This window comes from Pseudomonas sp. MPR-R2A5 (assembly GCF_058793055.1).
The window spans coordinates 61,796-78,648 of sequence record NZ_JBXAFK010000018.1 but is presented as its reverse complement, the minus strand read 5'-3'; the positions used below and the strand labels follow the sequence as shown (position 1 = coordinate 78,648).

Sequence of the window (16,853 nt, the reverse complement as noted above, 5' to 3'; positions counted from 1 at the left end):
GCTGTATATTCTTCGACGGCTGAAGACGGCACTGTACAGTATGTTGGTATTACCGATAATCTTGAGGCGCGGTCAGCGGCACACTTATCCCAGAAAGGCATTGAAATTGATGCAATACCAGGTCTTCAGAATATATCTCGCAGTGATGCAAGGGCAGTTGAGCAAGTGTTGATCGAATACAACGACTTAGGTAAAGATGGCGGCTCATTGATCAATAAGATCAACAGTATCTCCACAGCTAATCCGATTTATGCGGAGTCTCTCGCTAGAGGTGCCGCTCTTTTGAAATCAATTGGATATCCAGGGTTTAAATAATGATCAAAATTGGAGATGTATTTGCCATCGCAACTACGAGTGGAAAAGCATATTTCCAGTTTGTGAAAAAAATCCCTCCTATGGGTTCTTTAATCCGTGTCTTGCCAGGTACGTATCATGACGAACCAGATTTGGATGTCTTGGTAGAGGAAAAAACAAATTTCTGGATTTTTTTTCCTGCCTCGGCAGCTCTGAAGCAAGGAATTATCCAAAAAGCTAATAGTTGTACTGTTCCAACGCACTCTAAGGAGACCCCAACTTTCCGTGCTGGAGTAGTGGACCCTTCAACTGGGCGTGTCGATGCTTGGTGGTTTTGGAACGGGGAGAAAGAATGGAAAGTTGGCGAAATTACAGAAGAGCAGCGGAAGTTTCCTATACGTGGAACATGGAACGACACTCTATTGGTCCAGAGAATTGAAGAGGGCTGGTTGCCGGAAAAGGATAGGCGTTAACTCTATCGGTTTTAGTCGCATGTTGGTGCAAAAGGAGGGCCAGCGAGTAATCTGAATGCGACGAGTGCTATAACAGACGCTGAGGCTGGAACCAGTGGATTGGCAAAGATAGGTTCTTTGAAGGGAGAGCCTGAGCTGCCACCAAAAAATGCAAGTCCGGACATGATTCGATCAATTGAGCGTCAAAATGAAGCTTCGAAGGGGCTTGCTCAAGCTGGATATGATGTTGAGCAGTTGGCAAATTCTGGGAAAAAAGGAGCCAACCCTGATTTGCGGATTAATGGTGAACTAGCTGATGTTTTCTCGCCAATCACCAATAGCCCAATTTCAGTGCTGAAAACAATAACCGGTAAAGTTGAGACTCAGGCTAGCAATATTGTTGTGAATTTGGCTGACTCTCCATTGACCTTTGATCAGATAGAAAGTGCACTGCGCTCGAATCCTGTCGAAGGTTTGAAAAAGCTTTATTTGATGAAGGGCGGGGAATTTAGGGTGATAGGGGCTGCGAAGTGACAATTACAATGAATCTTGAGATTGAAGTTGGAGTTTCCTTTGAAGAAATTGCTTCAGTGCTCTCAGTGATGGGGGCTGAGCACGCAATTGAAAGTGGTTATCTAACAGGTAACTTTAAATATTCAGGTGTTTATTTTGTATTTCGTTGCTTTAGTACTCCTGAGGACGTTGCTGCTGAAGGGGTTGATGTTGATTGGAAAGCAGGTATGAGTGGAGCGTTTCATTGTCCTATAAAATATTTGCTGGAGAGTTCTGAGGATATTAAGTCTTTCCTTACGAAGCTGTCGATAGAGACGGATTTTAAATTTGTTCTTTCTTTTCAGTACGAAAGCTTGTATGTGATTCGTGATGAGTTTGGTATTAGTTTTCTGAGAAACATGGTTGATTAGTTGGTGCAAAAGCAACTGGTGGCGCTGCTGGAAAGGTAGATGATCTTGCCTCTACTGGGACACCTGTTCGTCCCACACCCCAAAAATCTGAAATTGATGTCGGCGCTGATCTTGGTGCTGGAGCTCGCCCACAAGTCAGTTATAAAAATGGACAAGAAGTTCCTTACGGCACTTCGGGTAGTGTTCGTCCAGACTGGTGTGTAGGTAACGTATGCAGTTAGGCACGAAAACGCCATTTGGTACTGCGCTAGGTATATATGTCGGCGGAGTTGGCTATAAGGGCTACGGCTTTTACGAGGAGGCTAAGGGTGACGGTAAGTAAGTTCATTTCCTCGGCGATAATGGGGGCGGGTGTTTTGGTCGTCATGTTGTCCCTAGGATGCTTGTTGGCGTTGTTGCCGGTCCTGTTTATTTCCGCAGGGTTTGAGGTGGGGTTTGATGTGGTATTTGTATGGTTGGGAATGCCATTCTCGATTTTGTTTGCGTTGAGTTGGTTTTATAAGTATGCGGACTTCGCGAAATCAATCATCTTTAGACGTTAGTGTGGTGTGTCTATGAGCAAGGCTTGGGGGAAAAGGTGGGGCTGGCTATGACGGATGGACGCCTGCAAACGCATTGATACAAGCTTTGTCAATGATGGCTGGAGTTCCGCTGGTAGCCGTTGAAGCCCCGTTGTTGGACTTACCGACGTGGCTGTGGGGGGATAAATTTCCGGTGGAGCGAATTTCAACTATCAACTGATGGCGGGAAAACTTATGGATTATGTCGATTTATCCGTTGCACGGGCGTTGGAATAGCGACCCAAGACAGAAGTCTTGGGGGTTACATTGGGCACTAGCTTAAGCGGTGAGGAGTTATATTAAAAGAGAAGATGCAACATACCCACTCTGGGTAACCGCTGTCGGTGGTGTGGTGGGATTCAAAAGCGGAAAGTTGGTTGCGGGGCAATTGATACCGATAATAGGTGGGGCGGCTGAGACTGTCGGCAATACCTCCGGATCTTTTCTGCCGAAGGTGGTGAATGGACAAATTAACGCATTGGGAGGCAAGTAATGACTGGCGAAAGTCCAAGGTAAACTGTTTTTGCTTCTAATACTCTATTGTGTGGGATTATTTGTTTTTTTAGGGTTTTTAGGGGCGTTTTTCGCCGTTGTTGTACATTATTTTAAGAGTGGCAATTGGGAGGGGGAGTTGATGTTTTTGGTTTGGTTAAAGGTGCTTTAGCCTATGCCGTTCTAGTGGCGGTGAGGGTTTGGGTGCTGTATTTGCTCAAGGCGTGTAGAGGCCGTAAATCCCAGCGCGGTAAGATGGATAGAAAGGAATATTCTTAAACAGCTGTCTGGGGTGCTGGCTGGTTAATCAAAGTAACAGAAGTTTTGGAAAGGCGAAAATTATGCCAGTAAGTATTAATAAGCGAAGCCGCATAATTTATTTTTACTAAATTTAGAGTTGAGTGTCGTTTCTCAATAAGTGGAGCAACTTTATATAAGCGTATTGATGAAAGGCGATCATTGAGGACTAAACTGTCTCTGACTAAGAGTGTCGCCTTTTCCTACAATTTATTGACTTCTCCAGCTTTGACAAGCCCACCCAACCCGACTAACTTTCCTGGCGTGACGCATTCATGCGACCCACGCTATGCAGCAACCCTATCTCTGCGCCACATTTCGTCGTGGCCCCGACGCGCCTAACAGCCAGCAAATGACTGTCAATCACTCGGTCCCTGGTTCGAGTCCAGGTCGTGAAGCCAGATAGGAAAAAGCCTGCAGCGATGCAGGCTTTTTTTCGCCTTGAATTTGACGAACACCCGGCGTGCCAGCAGCCCAAAAACGCACGGAAAAATTTTTTTAGGGTGACGCTTGAAATTTTTCCGCCTGAACCTACCTAGGGATTACGCGATGCCGAATGCGGGTCGCGTATCAAATCACTTGGAGAAAACTCAGGAGATTTTGCAATGGCTACTACTCTTTCCTTGGCCCCACTGTTCCGTCATTCCGTGGGCTTTGACCGTTTCAACGACCTGTTCGAATCGGCGCTTCGCAGCGAGGCCGGTACCACCTATCCGCCACACAACGTCGAAAAGCACGGTGACGATCATTATCGGATCGTGATCGCGGCAGCAGGCTTGGTGGAGGACGACCTGGATATTCAGGTGGAGAAAGGCGTGTTGACCGTCGCCGGCGGCAAGCGGGAACACGATGAGGGCATCACTTACCTGCACCAAGGCATCGCCCAGCGCGCGTTCCGCCTGTCGTTCCGCCTGGTTGACCATATTGAAGTGCAGGGCGCACAGCTCGCCAATGGTTTGCTGAGCATCGATCTGCTCAGGATCGTGCCCGAGGAAGCCAAGCCTAAGCGCATTGCGATTGGCGGTGCTGCCAAGGCTGAGGTGAAATCCATCAGCGAGCAATAAGGCTGGAATGAATAAAGGCGCTCTTCGGAGCGCTTTTATTCGATGTGGCGAGGTCAAAATGTGGCGCTTTTGTATGAGCGGACTTGCCCCGATGCCAGTCAGTCAAGGGCGAACACTGTACCTGGGGCGAGGGACCTTGCTCCCGTTGGGACGCGAAGCGGCCCCAAAATCAGCCTATGAGTTCTAATCGGAAAATCTCAGTGCCTTTATTGGCGCTGCTTCGCAGCCCAACGCGGGGCAAGCCCGCTCGCCACAACAGGCCCGCTTACCACAGAAGCACAGCAGTCGCTTCATTCCATCTGCACATTTTGCGCTTTCTGCTGCTGCCCAGCCCGCCCCTCACGCCCCTCCCACTTGGCAATCACCAACGGCGCCAACGCATTGCCCAGCACATTCAGCGCCGTGGTCGGCATCTCCATCAAACGGTACACCCCGGCGATAAACGCGATGCCTTCCAACGGCAAACCGGCACTGGCCAGGGTGGCCGAGAGAATCACGAACATGAACCCCGGTACCCCGGCCGCACCCTTGGAGGTGAGCACCATGGTCACCACCAGCAAGGCCTGATCGCCCAGGCTCAAATCAATGCCGTACAACTGCGCGACGAACAGGGTACCGATGCCGAGGAACAGTGAAGCGCCGTCGAGGTTGAACGAGTAACCCACCGGTACCACAAAGCTCACCAGTGAAGGCGGTACGCCGTAGGTTTCGAGTTTCTTCATCAATTGCGGCATCACCGCCGCCGAGCTGGCGGTGGAGAAGGCCAGTACCAGTTCATCCTTGATATGGCGCATCAGCGCGAACAGGTTGATCCCGCAAACGCGCGCTACCAGGTTGAGCACCACCAGCACAAAGAACGCGATGGCCACATAGCTGACCATGATCAGCTTGGCCAGCGGCAGCAACGAGCTGAAGCCGAAGTTGGCCACCGTCACGGCGATCATGCCGAACACGCCGATGGGCGAGTAGGCCATGATCATCGAGGTGACCTTGAACATCGCGTCGCTGACGCCACGCAACAGCGCGATGACCGGGTCTTTGCGCTCGGCGGGCAAGCGCGCCACGCCCAGGCCGAACATCACCGCAAAAAACAGCACCGACAACAGGCTGCCCTGGGCCATGGCGTTGACCACGTTGTCGGGGATGATGCCGACGATGATCTGCCCCAGGCTATGACCGGCGCCGTTGCTGGTGGGCAGGGTGATATTCGCCGCGTGCAGGCTGGACAGTTCAGTGCCAGCGCCGGGCTTGAGCAGGTTGCCCATGACCAGGCCGATGATGATCGCCAGGGTGGTGATGCAGAAAAAATAGCTCAGGGATTTGACCCCGATACGGCCCAGGGATTTGCCGTCACCGTGCCCGGCAATGCCCACCACCATGCAGGAAAACACGATGGGCACCACGATCATTTTCATCAGCTTGATAAAGATATCGCCCGCCGGTTGCAGGACATTGTCCACCAGCCACGGCCGGGATTCGGGAAAGCGGTGCAGCAGGGCACCAATGGCGATACCGGCGAGCAAGCCGATCATGATTTGCCAGACCAGCGCGATGCGGGGCGTGTGCATGGGAGTGCCTCATTTGAGATCAATGATTTTTAAGTTGTTGTTCTAGGCAGTCAAAAGGCGGCCGTCCGCTGGTCGCCGGGTGTTACGGGTGGCCGTCAGCGCAGGTCGTTGCATGCGTCTTTGAGGCGACGGCACCCTTCTTCGATCACGTCCAGCGAGCTTGCGAACGACAGGCGCACATACGGCGACATGCCGTAGGCCGCGCCGCTGACGGTGGCCAGGCCGTAGTCGCGCAATAGGTAGTCCACCAGTTGGGTGTCGCTGTCGAGGCGATCGCCTTGGGGGGTGAGCTTGCCCATCAGGCCGCTGACGTTGGCGAATACATAAAACGCGCCATCCGGTGGTGTAATGCTCAATTCGGGGATGCCCTCAAGCAGCGCCAGAATGCGCGCGCGGCGTTGCTGGTATTCCTCGCGCATGCCGGCGATAGGTGCTTGATCACCCGCAAACGCGGCCACCGCTGCCGCCTGGCTCAACGAGCTGGGGCAGGTGGTGGTCTGTGACAGCAACTTGGCGATGGCCGCGATCAACCAGGCCGGCCCCGCACCAAAGCCCAGGCGCCAACCGGTCATCGCATAGCCCTTGGACGCGCCGTTGACGATCAGCGTGCGTGGCTTGAGATCGGGCGCCAGGCGTGTCAACGGCACATGCCGGGCGTCGCCGTAGACGAAGTGTTCGTAGATCTCATCGGCCATGACCAGCACATGGGGATGACGACGCAAAACCTGCGCCAGGGCCAGCAGCTCGGCTTCGCTGTACACCGCGCCGCTGGGGTTGTTCGGGCTGTTGAGGATCATCCATTTGGTGTGTGGGGTGATCGCCTGTTCGAGCGCGGCGGGCGACAGCTTGAAACCCAGGCTTTCATCGCCCGGGATGATCACCGGTGTGGCATCGTTGAGCCGTGCGATGTCCGGGTATGAGACCCAATACGGCGTGTGCACGATGACTTCATCGCCGCGATTCAAGGTGGCGGCCAACGCGTGATAAATGATGTGCTTGCCGCCGCAACCGGCGACGACTTCGTCCAGGCCATACACCACATCATTATCTCGCTGCAGTTTCAGGCAGATGGCCTGGCGCAGGGCAAGGGTGCCGGTGGTGGCGGTGTAATGGGTATCACCGCTGTGCATCGCCAAGCTGGCGGCCTCAAGAATATGCGCCGGGGTGTCGAAGTCCGGCTCGCCCACGGTGAAGTTAACGATGTCGCGGCCCTGGGCGCGCAACTCGGTGACCAGGGCGTTGGCGGCAATGCTGGGGGAGGGCGCAATGCCCAGGATACGGTCCGACAAAAATGCAGTGCTCATCTCGGACTCCTTCATACCAGGCCGGCATTGTTGAGGGCCTTGTCGATCCAGCTCTGGCGCACTGCACCGCTGGCAATTTCTGCTTTGACCGCTTCTTCGTGCTCGGCATGTTGCGCGGCGCGGCGCAGTACTTCGGCGGCGTCGGCCTGGGAGAACGCGACCAGGCCGTCTTCATCACCCACCAGCAGGTCGCCGGGGTTGATCACCATGCCGCCGATAGACACCGGCACGTTCACTTCGCCGGGGCCGGTCTTGTACGGGCCGGTGTGCACCACGGCGCGGGCGTAGCACGGGGTGTCCTCGAAGCTGGCGACATCGCGAATCGCGCCGTCAATCACAAACCCCACGCAACCACGCTGCTGGGCGTAGAGCTTGACCAGTTCACCGATCACCGCGTTATTGGTGTCGCCCTGGCCGTCCACCACCAGCACATGGCCCGGTTGCAGCATGCTCATGGCCTTGTAGATCAGCAGGTTGTCGCCGGGACGGGTCTTGACCGTGATCGCCGTGCCCACCAGCTTGCCGCTGCGGTTGTAGCGCGTCAGGCCACGGGCGCCGATATGACGGCCGAGGTTGTCGCTGATATGCGGCGTGACGACTTGGCCAAACGCCTCGACCAGTTCGGCCGGGGCCATGGGCGCGTTGGGAAGGATGCGTGAACCGGGCAAGGACATGGCAAATCTCCAGAATTGTTAGATAGCGATGGGCTATGGCTGGATCTTAGGAGTGATGATCGAAGAGTTTTAGCGATATTTTATGATGTGATAGCATCGCTTTTTCTCATGAATTGGCCGCGATGATCACCTTCAAGCAAATCGATGCGCTGTACTGGATTGCCGAACTCGGCAGCTTTGAAGCGGCGGCGAACAAGCTGAACATGTCTCAGTCGGCCATCTCCAAGCGCATCCAGGAGTTGGAAGACACCTTTGACGTCGAGATTTTTGACCGCAGCAAGCGCAACGCCCGGCTGACGGAGAAGGGCGGTGAGCTGCTTGACTACGCCCGCGACCTGCTCAACAGCCGCGACCAACTGCTCGAACGGGTCAGCGCCCGCGAAGTGCTGGTGCGCCGTTTTCGCCTCGGCGTCACCGAACTCACCGCATTGACCTGGCTGCCGGCGCTGGTGGATGCGCTGCGTCAGGCCTACCCCAAGGTGCAGATCGAGCCGTCAGTGGAACTGAGCAGCGAACTGTTTCGCAAGCTGGAAAGCGACCAACTCGACTTGGTCATCGTGCCGGACGTCTACAGCGACCCGCGCTTTCACAGCACGGCGCTGCAATGCGTAGAAAACGCCTGGATCTGCGCGCCAGGCCTGATCCCCCAGCCCGACCCTGTAAGCCTGGAAGTGCTGGCCGATTACACCGTTCTGACCCAGGGTTCGCAGTCGGGCACCGGCTTAATCTACGAGCGTTGGCTGGCCGCGCACAACGTGCAGATGCCGCGGACCCTCACCAGCCATAACCTGCTGGTGCAGGTGGGCTTGGCGTTGTCGGGGATCGGCGTGAGTTATTTGCCCAAGGCGTGTTTGTCCCATCTGATCGAGCACGGCGCATTACGCGCGCTGGTCACGCAGCCGGAGTTGCCGAGTATCCAGTACGTGGCATTGCACCGGGTGGACCGCCAATTCGGCTTGAACCAGGACGTGGCGCGGATGGCGCAGGGGTGCTGTGATTTTTCGCGGTTGTTGTTTTAGCGTAAGTGCACACACTGCGCTTTTTATTCCAAAAGGGTCCTTTGTCGAAAAACAGGGTCATGATTAATTCAAGCCTGGATGTAGTCAGTTCAACTTCATACTTGAAGGCGCATGAACCCAGCCTCTATCAGCCAAGAAGACCAAAATGCATGGCATTCACCACCCTGATACTGGATGCACCCGGCCCGCCGTTGCTATTCGAGGAAGTCGACCGATTCCTTGAGTTGGGCTTGGTCGTCACCCTGAATCTCTACTATTTCACGGATAAAAACAGTATCCGCAAGCACTACGGCGAGCGCATCCGATACACCGAGATCAATGGCCACGACAGGCAAGCTTTCATCGACGCCGTGACTGAGGCCGGGGGGTATAGCGTGTTCAAGACGCGCCTGAATATTCCCATTGAGAGCAAACTGATCCGCGCCGCTGCATCACCGACCCTGCCAACGCCACTGCGCGCCATCGCCCAGGCCGGTTCAGGCGTTAACCATATCGACCGGCAAGAGGCTGAACGGTGTGGCGTGACGATACTGAACACGCCGGCCTCCAACGCGGTAGCTGTGGCCGAATACGTGGTGGCCCAGACATTGTTTTTATCCAGGGACCTGGATCACTACAACGCCGAGACGCACAGTGGTCGCTGGTCCAAGGGCACTTTGGCGCCCAGCCTTGAGTTCTGCGAACTCACGTTAGGCGTGGTCGGCACTGGCAGCATTGCTCAAGAGGTCGCGCGCAAGGCCGGATCGCTGGGGATCCGGGTCATCGCCACCGGTTCAGAGCGCTTTACGGAGCAGGTCGCGCGCAGCCTTGGGCTTGAGCGACGAGAAACCCTCGAGCAATTGTTGGGGGAGGCCGATGTGGTCTCGATCCACGTACCGCTGACACCGCTCACCCGAGGCCTGTTCGGCCTTACCGAGTTCAGACAGATGCGCCAAGGTTCGATACTGATCAACACCGCTCGTGGTGACATTGTCGACGAAGCCCAGTTGGCAAGCTTCATGACGGCATTTCCCAGGCATATAAAAGCGGTCGCCATCGATACCTTCGCCCAGGAAAAAGACCGCTTCAACTCGCCGCTGGCTGGCATTCGCAACGCCCAACTGACACCCCATATCGCCGGCAACACGACGAAGGCAATCCGCAAGGCTTCACGGCAGATCGTCGACAAGATCCACGCGCTCAGCCTGGCTGCGAACGCACATTGACCACAGGACGCAAAGCGCTCTCTTGATGAACGCCTCAACGCCCTGAGTTGTAGCAAGCGCTTCCGGATGGGCTAGGGCTGCTGTGCAGCGGTCGCACGGATGGGCGGTGCGGTAGCGGCGGCAATGTCCCACGTCAGCAGGATGTGGCTGATGGCGGCATCGATGGTTGCGTGGGGCACGTTGTCCCGCGCCAATATCGAAATGCCCTGCAAGAAACTGTCAAACACCGCCGCCATCGACACCGCGGCAATCGTATCCGGCAGTTGCCCTGAGCTTATTCCACGTTCGACACACGCCACGATCCCTGCCCGCGTTCTCATACGGGACTGGGTCAATGCATCCGCCACCCGCGCATTCTCCGGGCTTGGTGCGCTCATCACGCCCAATGCCACCATGCACCCCTTGGGATGCCCGTCTTCACACTGCATGCGCGCGGATTGGCGCAATGCGGTCTCGATGGCTTTGCGCGGCAGCAGGCTTTCATCCCATAGGCATTCGGTCACTTGAGCGTAGGTTGCCAGATAGCGCTGCACGCACTCATCGAACAGCGCTTCCTTGGAGCCGAATGCGGCATAAAAACTCGGTGCGGAGATACCGCCGCCCAGGCCGGCCTTGAGCTGGGCGAGGGACGTGGCGTCGTAGCCATGCTGCCAGAACAGGTACATGGCTTGTTCCACGGCGTGGTCACGGTCGAAGGTACGGGGACGGCCCATTTGTGCCATTTCATAAAACTCCCTTGGCAGACCAGATAAATACTAGTCGATACATAAGTCGTTGACAACGTGCGACAGCTGCCTGCAACATTTGTATCGATCAGTATCTAAGTTGCCTCAAGGAGTTTCCCGTGACCCCCTCACTCTGCGTATCCGCGTCTTCTGAACGCCTGCCTATCGGCGCCTTGCTCGCGCTGGCCATGACCGGTTTCATCTGCATCGTCACCGAAACCCTGCCGGCCGGGCTGTTGCCGTTGATCGGCGATGGCCTGGGGATTTCCCCGTCCATGGCCGGGCAGATGGTCACCGCCTATGCGCTGGGCTCGGTGCTGGCGGTGATCCCCATGACCATAGCCACCCGTGGTTGGCGCCGCCGCAATGTGCTGCTGCTGACCATCGTCGGCTTCCTGCTGTTCAATTCCATCACGGCATTGTCGTCCCATTACGGTGTGACGCTGGTGGCGCGTTTCTTCGCCGGGGTCGCCGCGGGGTTGGCCTGGAGCCTGCTGGCCGGTTACGCCCGGCGCATGGTCGCGCCCCATCAACAGGGGAGGGCGCTGGCGCTGGCGATGGTGGGTACCCCGATTGCGCTGTCACTGGGTGTACCGCTGGGCACCTGGCTTGGCGGCCTGGTCGGCTGGCGTACCACCTTTGGCCTGATGTCGGTACTGACCCTGGTGTTGATCGCTTGGGTGCTGGTGAAAGTCCCGGACTATGCGCCACAGCCCGCGCACCAACGCCTGCCGTTGCGCAAGGTCCTCACCACGCCAGGGGTCAGGCCGGTACTGGCGGTGGTGATCAGCTGGATGCTCGCCCACAACGTTCTCTATACCTACATCGCCCCGTTCGTGGCGCGGGCAGGCTTGGCCGCGCGGGTGGACCTGGTGTTGCTGGTATTCGGCATTGCGGCATTGGTGGGGATCTGGCTGACGGCCAAGCTGGTCGAGCCGTTATTGCGCCAGACGGTGTTGGTCAGCCTGGTGGTGTTTGCCGCGATTGCGCTGGTGTTTGGCGTATTGGGCAACGTGCCTGAAGTGATCTACCTTGGCGTCGCCGTGTGGGGCCTGAGCTTCGGCGGTGCCGCCACTTTGCTGCAAACGGCTCTGGCCGACGCGGCGGGCGATGGCGCCGATGTGGCGTTGTCGCTGAACGTCGTGGCGTGGAACAGCGCCATTGCCGCCAGCGGTGTGGTGGGTGGCGTATTACTCGATCGCTGGGGCGTGGGGGCATTTCCGTGGGCGATGCTGGTGTTGATCGGCGTGGCGCTGGGGATCGCGTGGGGCGCGCGTGACCACGGCTTCAAGCCTGGGCGACGGTCCGGCGTTGCAATAGTGTCTCACTGAACCTTCGGGTGAGCGCGATAGGGGAGCGGAGCGCGACAAGATCGGTAAGCCTGCGGCACCAAACGGATTTATCAGGGTCCATACGCCCCGCGCGATCATTCGCGCTCATCCGTTTACCCTCACCTTAAGATCTAAAGCATGTACCTACGCAACATTGCAGTCGGGCTGGCAGCCCTCGTTTTAGTCTCTACCGCCGTAGACGCTCGCGGCCCGGCAAACCCCTACACGTCCACGCAGCAACGTATCTCGTTTGACGGTTGCGCCGAACTCTTCCCCGCCGCGACACCGATCAACACGGCCACGGTGCCAGCCAGCATGAGGCCAATGGCCCTCTGTTCCGACCACTTCGCGGTGCTCTATTCGCAAACCAGCAAGACCCCGCTGGTGGTGGTCGAGCGCCTGAATGCCGCCCAGTTGATCGACGCCAAAGGCGAGGAGCGCACCAACCAGTTCTACCCCGACCCACGCATTCCCAAAGGTGGGCGCGCCGAGTTGAGCGACTACCGCAGCCAGCACCCGGCGATGGACCGTGGCCACCAATCCCCAGCCGCCGACGCGCCGAATGCCCATGCCATGGCACAGTCTTTCGCGCTGTCGAACATGGTGCCGCAAGACCCTACCAACAACCGCAAGATCTGGAGCAAGGTCGAAGCGGATGTGCGCAAGTTTGCCAAGCGCGCGGGCGGCGACGTGTATGTGTTCACCGGGCCGCTGTTCGATGCGGGCTACAGCACCATCGGCGACAACAAGGTCTGGGTGCCGACGCGCCTGTTCAAGTTGGTGTACGACGCCTCAAGCAAACGCGCCTGGGCCTACGTGTTGCCCAATGCCGAAACCCGTATCCAGAAACCGATGGACTACGACACCTTCGTGAAGAGTACCGGGCTCAAATTACTCGGCAACCTGCCGGTGACGGGTTCGGTGGGGCGTACGTGATGCTGGGTTGAGCGATACGCCCAGCGTTACTTGCCTTTTTTCAACGCCTTCAAGCGCGCTGTCGCTCGCTGTACGGCGGCCATTTTCTCGGGGCGTTTCATCCGTTTCCATTTACGGATGTCGTCCTTGGTCCGCCCGCAGCTGACGCACAACTCGCCACTCAACTGGCAGGTCGAGACACACGGGTTTTCGATTTCTTTAGCCAAAATTTCACCTGGGGATACCGTCAAGGGGCGCCGCTACGCGGCACGAAATTCAACCGTGAGGTGGCTCACTTCATGGACCGGCTTGAGGCGCAGGCGAATGCTCTCGGCATCCGCTGTCGGTTGGCCGACCACGCTGACGATGGCCGCATGCACACCGGGCCCGACCTGCCAGACGTGCAGGTCGGTAATCGTTGCATCGCCGGGTTGCTCCACCCGCTCGCGGATCTCGGCGGCGACGTGTTCGTCGGTCTGGTCCAGCAACACGCCGGCGGTCACGCCCATCAGGCTCCAGGCCCAGCGCGCAATCACGATGGCGCCGACGATGCCCATCACCGGGTCCAGCCATACCCAACCCAGGTACCGACCCGCCAGCAATGCGGCGATCGCCAGCACGGAGGTCAACGCATCGGCAAGCACGTGGATGTAGGCTGACCTGAGGTTGTTATCGTGGCCGTGGTGGTGATGGTCGTGATCATGGTCATGGCCGTGGCTATGCCCATGGCCCAACAGCAACGCACTGACGATATTGACCACCAGCCCGACGATAGCAATCAGGGTCGCCGTACCAAATTGCACTTCGGTCGGCTGGAGCAGGCGCATGAACGATTCGATACCGATGCCCAGGGCGACCAGCGCCAGGATCAGCGCCGAGGCGAAGCCGCCCAGGTCACCCACTTTGCCGGTGCCAAAGCTGTAGCGAGGGCTGTTCGCATGGCGCTTGGCGTAGGCATAGGCCGCCGCCGCAATGCCCAATGCGCCCGCATGGGTGGCCATATGAAAACCGTCGGCCAGCAGGGCCATGGAACCGGTCAGGGCGCCAGCGGCAATTTCCGCCACCATCATCACCACGGTCAGTATCACCACCCACAGCGTGCGCCGGGCGTTCTCGTCGTGGGCAGCCCCCAGGAAGACATGCTCGTGTGCCTGGCTATTCGTGAGGGTCATTTGGAGTAGCGCCGAATGGCTTCAAGCAATTCTTCGACGCCCTGGTTGCGCGCCTCTGTACTCAGTGACGGGTCAGCCACATGCGCCCTGGCGTGGTCCTCGATGATCTCTTCCATCAAACCGTTGATAGCACCGCGCGTGGCGGCCACCAGGTGCAGTGTCTTGGCGCAGTCGGCGTCTGACTCCAGCGCTTTTTCCAGCGCCTGAATCTGCCCGGCGATGCGTTTGACGCGTTTGATCAGGCTGTCTTTGTTTGCGGCTAGATGACCCACGGCATACCCTCCCTACCTATAATGCGGCGGATCATTGCATACCCCACCCCCCTATACAAGAAGGCTGTTGCAACGCTACTTCGGCCGGTGCAACTGGCGCCTTAGGGTATACAGCGCCACGCCCACCGCCAGCACACCGGATAACGCGCCCACCCCCAGCGCCCAGCGCGGGCCCAGGTGGTCGGCGACCCAACCGACGATGGGCGCCCCAATCGGCGTGCCGCCCAGGGCGACGCCCACGCGCAGGGCGATCACGCGGCCGCGCATGGCGGGGTCGGTGCTCAGCTGCATCAGGCTGTTGGTGGTGTTGCTGAAGGTCATCGCACCCACGCCGATAATCACCAGCGCCACGGCAAACAACCAGTAGTTCGGGGCCAGGGCTGCCAGCGTGCAGCCCGCGCCGAACACTGCTGCACCCGTGAGCAGCGACTTGAACTGCGGGCGTTCGCGGCCGGCGGCGAGCAGGGCGCCGGCGATCGTGCCGATGGCCAGGGTCGAGCTCAGCAGGCCGTAGGCGCGGGCATCGGCATGGAACACGCTGACTGCCATGGTCGAGATGAAAATCGGGAAGTTCATGCCGAAGGTGCCGATCAGGAACAGCATCAGCAGGATCGCCTTTAAGTCCGGTCGTGCCCACACATAGCGCAGCCCTTCGGTCAGGCTGCCCTTGGAGCGCAGCGCTCGCACCTTCACCGGCTGGCCGGACACCCGCAGGAAAAACAGCGAAGCCAGCACCGCAAAAAAGCTCGTGCCATTGAGCAGGAACGCCCATCCGGTGCCTACCGATGCGATGGTCAAGCCCGCTACGGCCGGGCCGATCAGGCGCGCCATGTTGAACGAGGTGGAATTGAGCGCGATCGCATTGGACAAATCCTTCTCACCCACCAGCTCCGCGACGAAGATCTGTCGCACCGGTGCATCGAAAGCCGAGGCGCAACCGGACAAAAACGCGAACACATACACATGCCACAGTTCGACAAAACCGGTGATGGTGAACACCCCCAGCGTCAGCGCCAGCATGCCCATGACCGCCTGGGTGACGATCAGTAACTTGCGTTGGTCATAGTGGTCGGCGGCGAAGCCGGTCCAGGGCAGCAAGAGCAACTGCGGCCCGAACTGCAACGACATGACGATGCCGACGGCGGCCGCGTTATGCGGGGTGAGCTGGGTCAGTACCAGCCAGTCCTGGGCGGTGCGCTGCATCCAGGTGCCGATATTGGAGACCAGTGCACCCGCCGCCCAGATGCGGTAGTTGACGCTGCGCAGGGAGCGGAAGGTTCTGAGCAAACTCATGAATACTCCAAAGATAAGCCGCCCCTGGGTTTATACTCGCCCCCTCGCAATCGTCCAACTTCACCCGAACCGAGATCCCCATGAGCACCTCTCTTTCCCTGACCCCTGCGCGCAAACCGCTTGCGCCCCTGGTGGCGTTTATCATCCTGCTGGTGGGCGCCGTATTCCTGCAAAACACCGTCGGCGTGCGCCAGATGCTGTTGCTGGTGGTCGGCGCGGCGCTGGGCTTGACCCTCTATCACGCGGCGTTCGGCTTCACCTCGGCCTGGCGCGTATTTATCAATGATCGGCGTGGCGCCGGCCTGCGCGCGCAGATGGTGATGTTGGCGGTGGCGGTGCTGCTGTTCTTCCCGGCATTGGGGGCAGGCACGTTGTTCGGGCAACCGGTGGTCGGGCTGGTGGCGCCGGTCGGGGTGTCGGTGGTGTTTGGCGCATTTATCTTCGGCATTGGCATGCAACTGGGCGGCGGTTGTGCGTCGGGCACTCTGTTCACCGTGGGCGGCGGCAATGCGCGCATGTTGGTGACGTTGTTCTTCTTCATTTGCGGTTCGTTGATAGCTACGCACCATGTGGACTGGTGGTTTGCGCTGCCTGCGTTCCCCGCGACGTCCATCGTCAAAAGCTTCGGCGTGGTGCCGGCCTTGCTCATGAGCCTGGCGGTATTTGCGCTCATCGCGGTGGTGACTGTGCGGCTGGAAAAAGCCCGTCATGGTCAGCTTGAAGCGGGCGTGACCAGCGAACACCCAGGGCTGCGCCGCTTCCTGCGCGGGCCGTGGCCGCTGGTCTGGGGCGCGATTGGCCTGGCGCTGCTCAACTACGCAACGTTGGCCCTGGCCGGGCGGCCGTGGGGCATTACGTCGGCGTTCGCGTTGTGGGGGGCCAAGGCGGCGAGCGGGCTGGGGGTGGATGTGGCCAGTTGGGCGTTCTGGCAAATGCCTGGCAACGCCAAGGCCCTGGCCGCGCCAGTGTGGGAAGACATCACCAGCGTCATGGACATCGGCATCGTCCTCGGTGCGCTGCTGGCGGCCGGCCTGGCCGGGCGTTTCGCTCCCAGCCTGAACATCCCGGCACGCTCACTGGTAGCGGCGGTGATCGGTGGCCTGTTGCTCGGCTACGGCTCACGCCTGGCCTACGGCTGCAATATCGGCGCGTACTTCAGCGGTATCGCCTCGGGCAGCCTGCATGGCTGGGTTTGGCTGGTGGCGGCGTTTATCGGCAATAGCGTGGGTGTGCGCTTGCGGCCGTTTTTCTTTGCCGGTGAGCGGCCGCAGGTGGCGTTGAGCGGTTGCTGAG

The 16,853-nt window shown here is 58.4% G+C and carries 17 protein-coding genes; 9 read left to right on the top strand and 8 right to left on the bottom strand.

From position 1 onward, the window contains the following. Positions 1-314: 314 nt before the first annotated feature. The 4 genes from AC1Q6I_RS14910 (at position 315) to AC1Q6I_RS14895 (ending at position 4,082) form a co-directional block, all read left to right on the top strand. Positions 315-767, top strand: coding sequence for a hypothetical protein (locus AC1Q6I_RS14910; protein ID WP_024076595.1), 453 nt, complete (start codon positions 315-317; stop codon positions 765-767). 99 nt (positions 768-866) lie between these two features. Next, positions 867-1,280: a CdiA C-terminal domain-containing protein gene (locus AC1Q6I_RS14905; protein ID WP_143036971.1), complete on the top strand. Its 414-nt coding sequence runs from the start codon at positions 867-869 to the stop codon at positions 1,278-1,280. A gap of 8 nt (positions 1,281-1,288) precedes the next feature. Then, positions 1,289-1,669 carry a hypothetical protein gene (locus AC1Q6I_RS14900; protein ID WP_143036972.1) on the top strand — a complete coding sequence of 127 codons (381 nt, stop codon included), beginning with the start codon at positions 1,289-1,291 and terminating at the stop codon, positions 1,667-1,669. 1,954 nt (positions 1,670-3,623) lie between these two features. Next, a complete protein-coding gene (locus AC1Q6I_RS14895; RefSeq protein WP_024076590.1) occupies positions 3,624-4,082 on the top strand; it encodes an Hsp20 family protein in 459 nt (152 codons plus the stop codon). 290 nt (positions 4,083-4,372) lie between these two features. Here the strand turns inward: AC1Q6I_RS14895 and AC1Q6I_RS14890 are convergent, their stop codons facing one another. The 3 genes from AC1Q6I_RS14890 to AC1Q6I_RS14880 all read right to left on the bottom strand — a co-directional run bounded on the left by AC1Q6I_RS14890 (position 4,373) and on the right by AC1Q6I_RS14880 (position 7,628). Next, positions 4,373-5,650 carry a cation:dicarboxylate symporter family transporter gene (locus AC1Q6I_RS14890; protein ID WP_102623604.1) on the bottom strand — a complete coding sequence of 426 codons (1,278 nt, stop codon included), beginning with the start codon at positions 5,648-5,650 and terminating at the stop codon, positions 4,373-4,375. 95 nt (positions 5,651-5,745) lie between these two features. Continuing rightward, on the bottom strand, positions 5,746-6,954 hold the full coding sequence (locus AC1Q6I_RS14885) for a pyridoxal phosphate-dependent aminotransferase (protein ID WP_102623605.1): 1,209 nt from the start codon (positions 6,952-6,954) through the stop codon (positions 5,746-5,748). An 11-nt stretch (positions 6,955-6,965) separates the two neighbouring features. Next, a complete protein-coding gene (locus AC1Q6I_RS14880) occupies positions 6,966-7,628 on the bottom strand; it encodes an RraA family protein (RefSeq protein ID WP_069076153.1) in 663 nt (220 codons plus the stop codon). A 122-nt stretch (positions 7,629-7,750) separates the two neighbouring features. Between AC1Q6I_RS14880 and AC1Q6I_RS14875 the strand changes: the two genes are divergently transcribed. Then, positions 7,751-8,647 carry a LysR family transcriptional regulator gene (locus tag AC1Q6I_RS14875; RefSeq protein ID WP_069076154.1) on the top strand — a complete coding sequence of 299 codons (897 nt, stop codon included), beginning with the start codon at positions 7,751-7,753 and terminating at the stop codon, positions 8,645-8,647. Positions 8,648-8,796: 149 nt separating this feature from the next. Continuing rightward, entirely contained in the window at positions 8,797-9,852 is a 1,056-nt protein-coding gene (locus AC1Q6I_RS14870) for an NAD(P)-dependent oxidoreductase (protein ID WP_024076585.1), read from the top strand. Positions 9,853-9,923: 71 nt separating this feature from the next. Here AC1Q6I_RS14870 and AC1Q6I_RS14865 read toward each other — a convergent pair whose 3' ends face one another. After that, positions 9,924-10,574: a TetR/AcrR family transcriptional regulator gene (locus tag AC1Q6I_RS14865; RefSeq protein WP_102623606.1), complete on the bottom strand. Its 651-nt coding sequence runs from the start codon at positions 10,572-10,574 to the stop codon at positions 9,924-9,926. A gap of 122 nt (positions 10,575-10,696) precedes the next feature. Here AC1Q6I_RS14865 and AC1Q6I_RS14860 point away from each other — a divergent pair, with 122 nt between their 5' ends. Further along, positions 10,697-11,908 carry an MFS transporter gene (locus tag AC1Q6I_RS14860; protein WP_069076155.1) on the top strand — a complete coding sequence of 404 codons (1,212 nt, stop codon included), beginning with the start codon at positions 10,697-10,699 and terminating at the stop codon, positions 11,906-11,908. A gap of 138 nt (positions 11,909-12,046) precedes the next feature. Then, entirely contained in the window at positions 12,047-12,844 is a 798-nt protein-coding gene (locus AC1Q6I_RS14855) for a DNA/RNA non-specific endonuclease (protein ID WP_024076582.1), read from the top strand. A gap of 26 nt (positions 12,845-12,870) precedes the next feature. Here the strand turns inward: AC1Q6I_RS14855 and AC1Q6I_RS14850 are convergent, their stop codons facing one another. The 4 genes from AC1Q6I_RS14850 to AC1Q6I_RS14835 all read right to left on the bottom strand — a co-directional run bounded on the left by AC1Q6I_RS14850 (position 12,871) and on the right by AC1Q6I_RS14835 (position 15,560). Then, positions 12,871-13,050 carry a DUF1289 domain-containing protein gene (locus AC1Q6I_RS14850; RefSeq protein WP_024076581.1) on the bottom strand — a complete coding sequence of 60 codons (180 nt, stop codon included), beginning with the start codon at positions 13,048-13,050 and terminating at the stop codon, positions 12,871-12,873. Positions 13,051-13,083: 33 nt separating this feature from the next. After that, positions 13,084-13,995: a CDF family Co(II)/Ni(II) efflux transporter DmeF gene (gene dmeF / locus AC1Q6I_RS14845; protein ID WP_069076157.1), complete on the bottom strand. Its 912-nt coding sequence runs from the start codon at positions 13,993-13,995 to the stop codon at positions 13,084-13,086. Next, positions 13,992-14,267: a metal/formaldehyde-sensitive transcriptional repressor gene (locus tag AC1Q6I_RS14840; RefSeq protein WP_024076579.1), complete on the bottom strand. Its 276-nt coding sequence runs from the start codon at positions 14,265-14,267 to the stop codon at positions 13,992-13,994. The genes dmeF and AC1Q6I_RS14840 overlap by 4 nt, the downstream gene beginning before the upstream one ends. A 75-nt stretch (positions 14,268-14,342) precedes the next feature. Next, positions 14,343-15,560: an MFS transporter gene (locus tag AC1Q6I_RS14835; protein ID WP_102623607.1), complete on the bottom strand. Its 1,218-nt coding sequence runs from the start codon at positions 15,558-15,560 to the stop codon at positions 14,343-14,345. Positions 15,561-15,640: 80 nt separating this feature from the next. Between AC1Q6I_RS14835 and AC1Q6I_RS14830 the strand changes: the two genes are divergently transcribed. Beyond that, on the top strand, positions 15,641-16,852 hold the full coding sequence (locus tag AC1Q6I_RS14830; protein WP_024076577.1) for a YeeE/YedE family protein: 1,212 nt from the start codon (positions 15,641-15,643) through the stop codon (positions 16,850-16,852). Position 16,853: the final 1 nt, after the last annotated feature.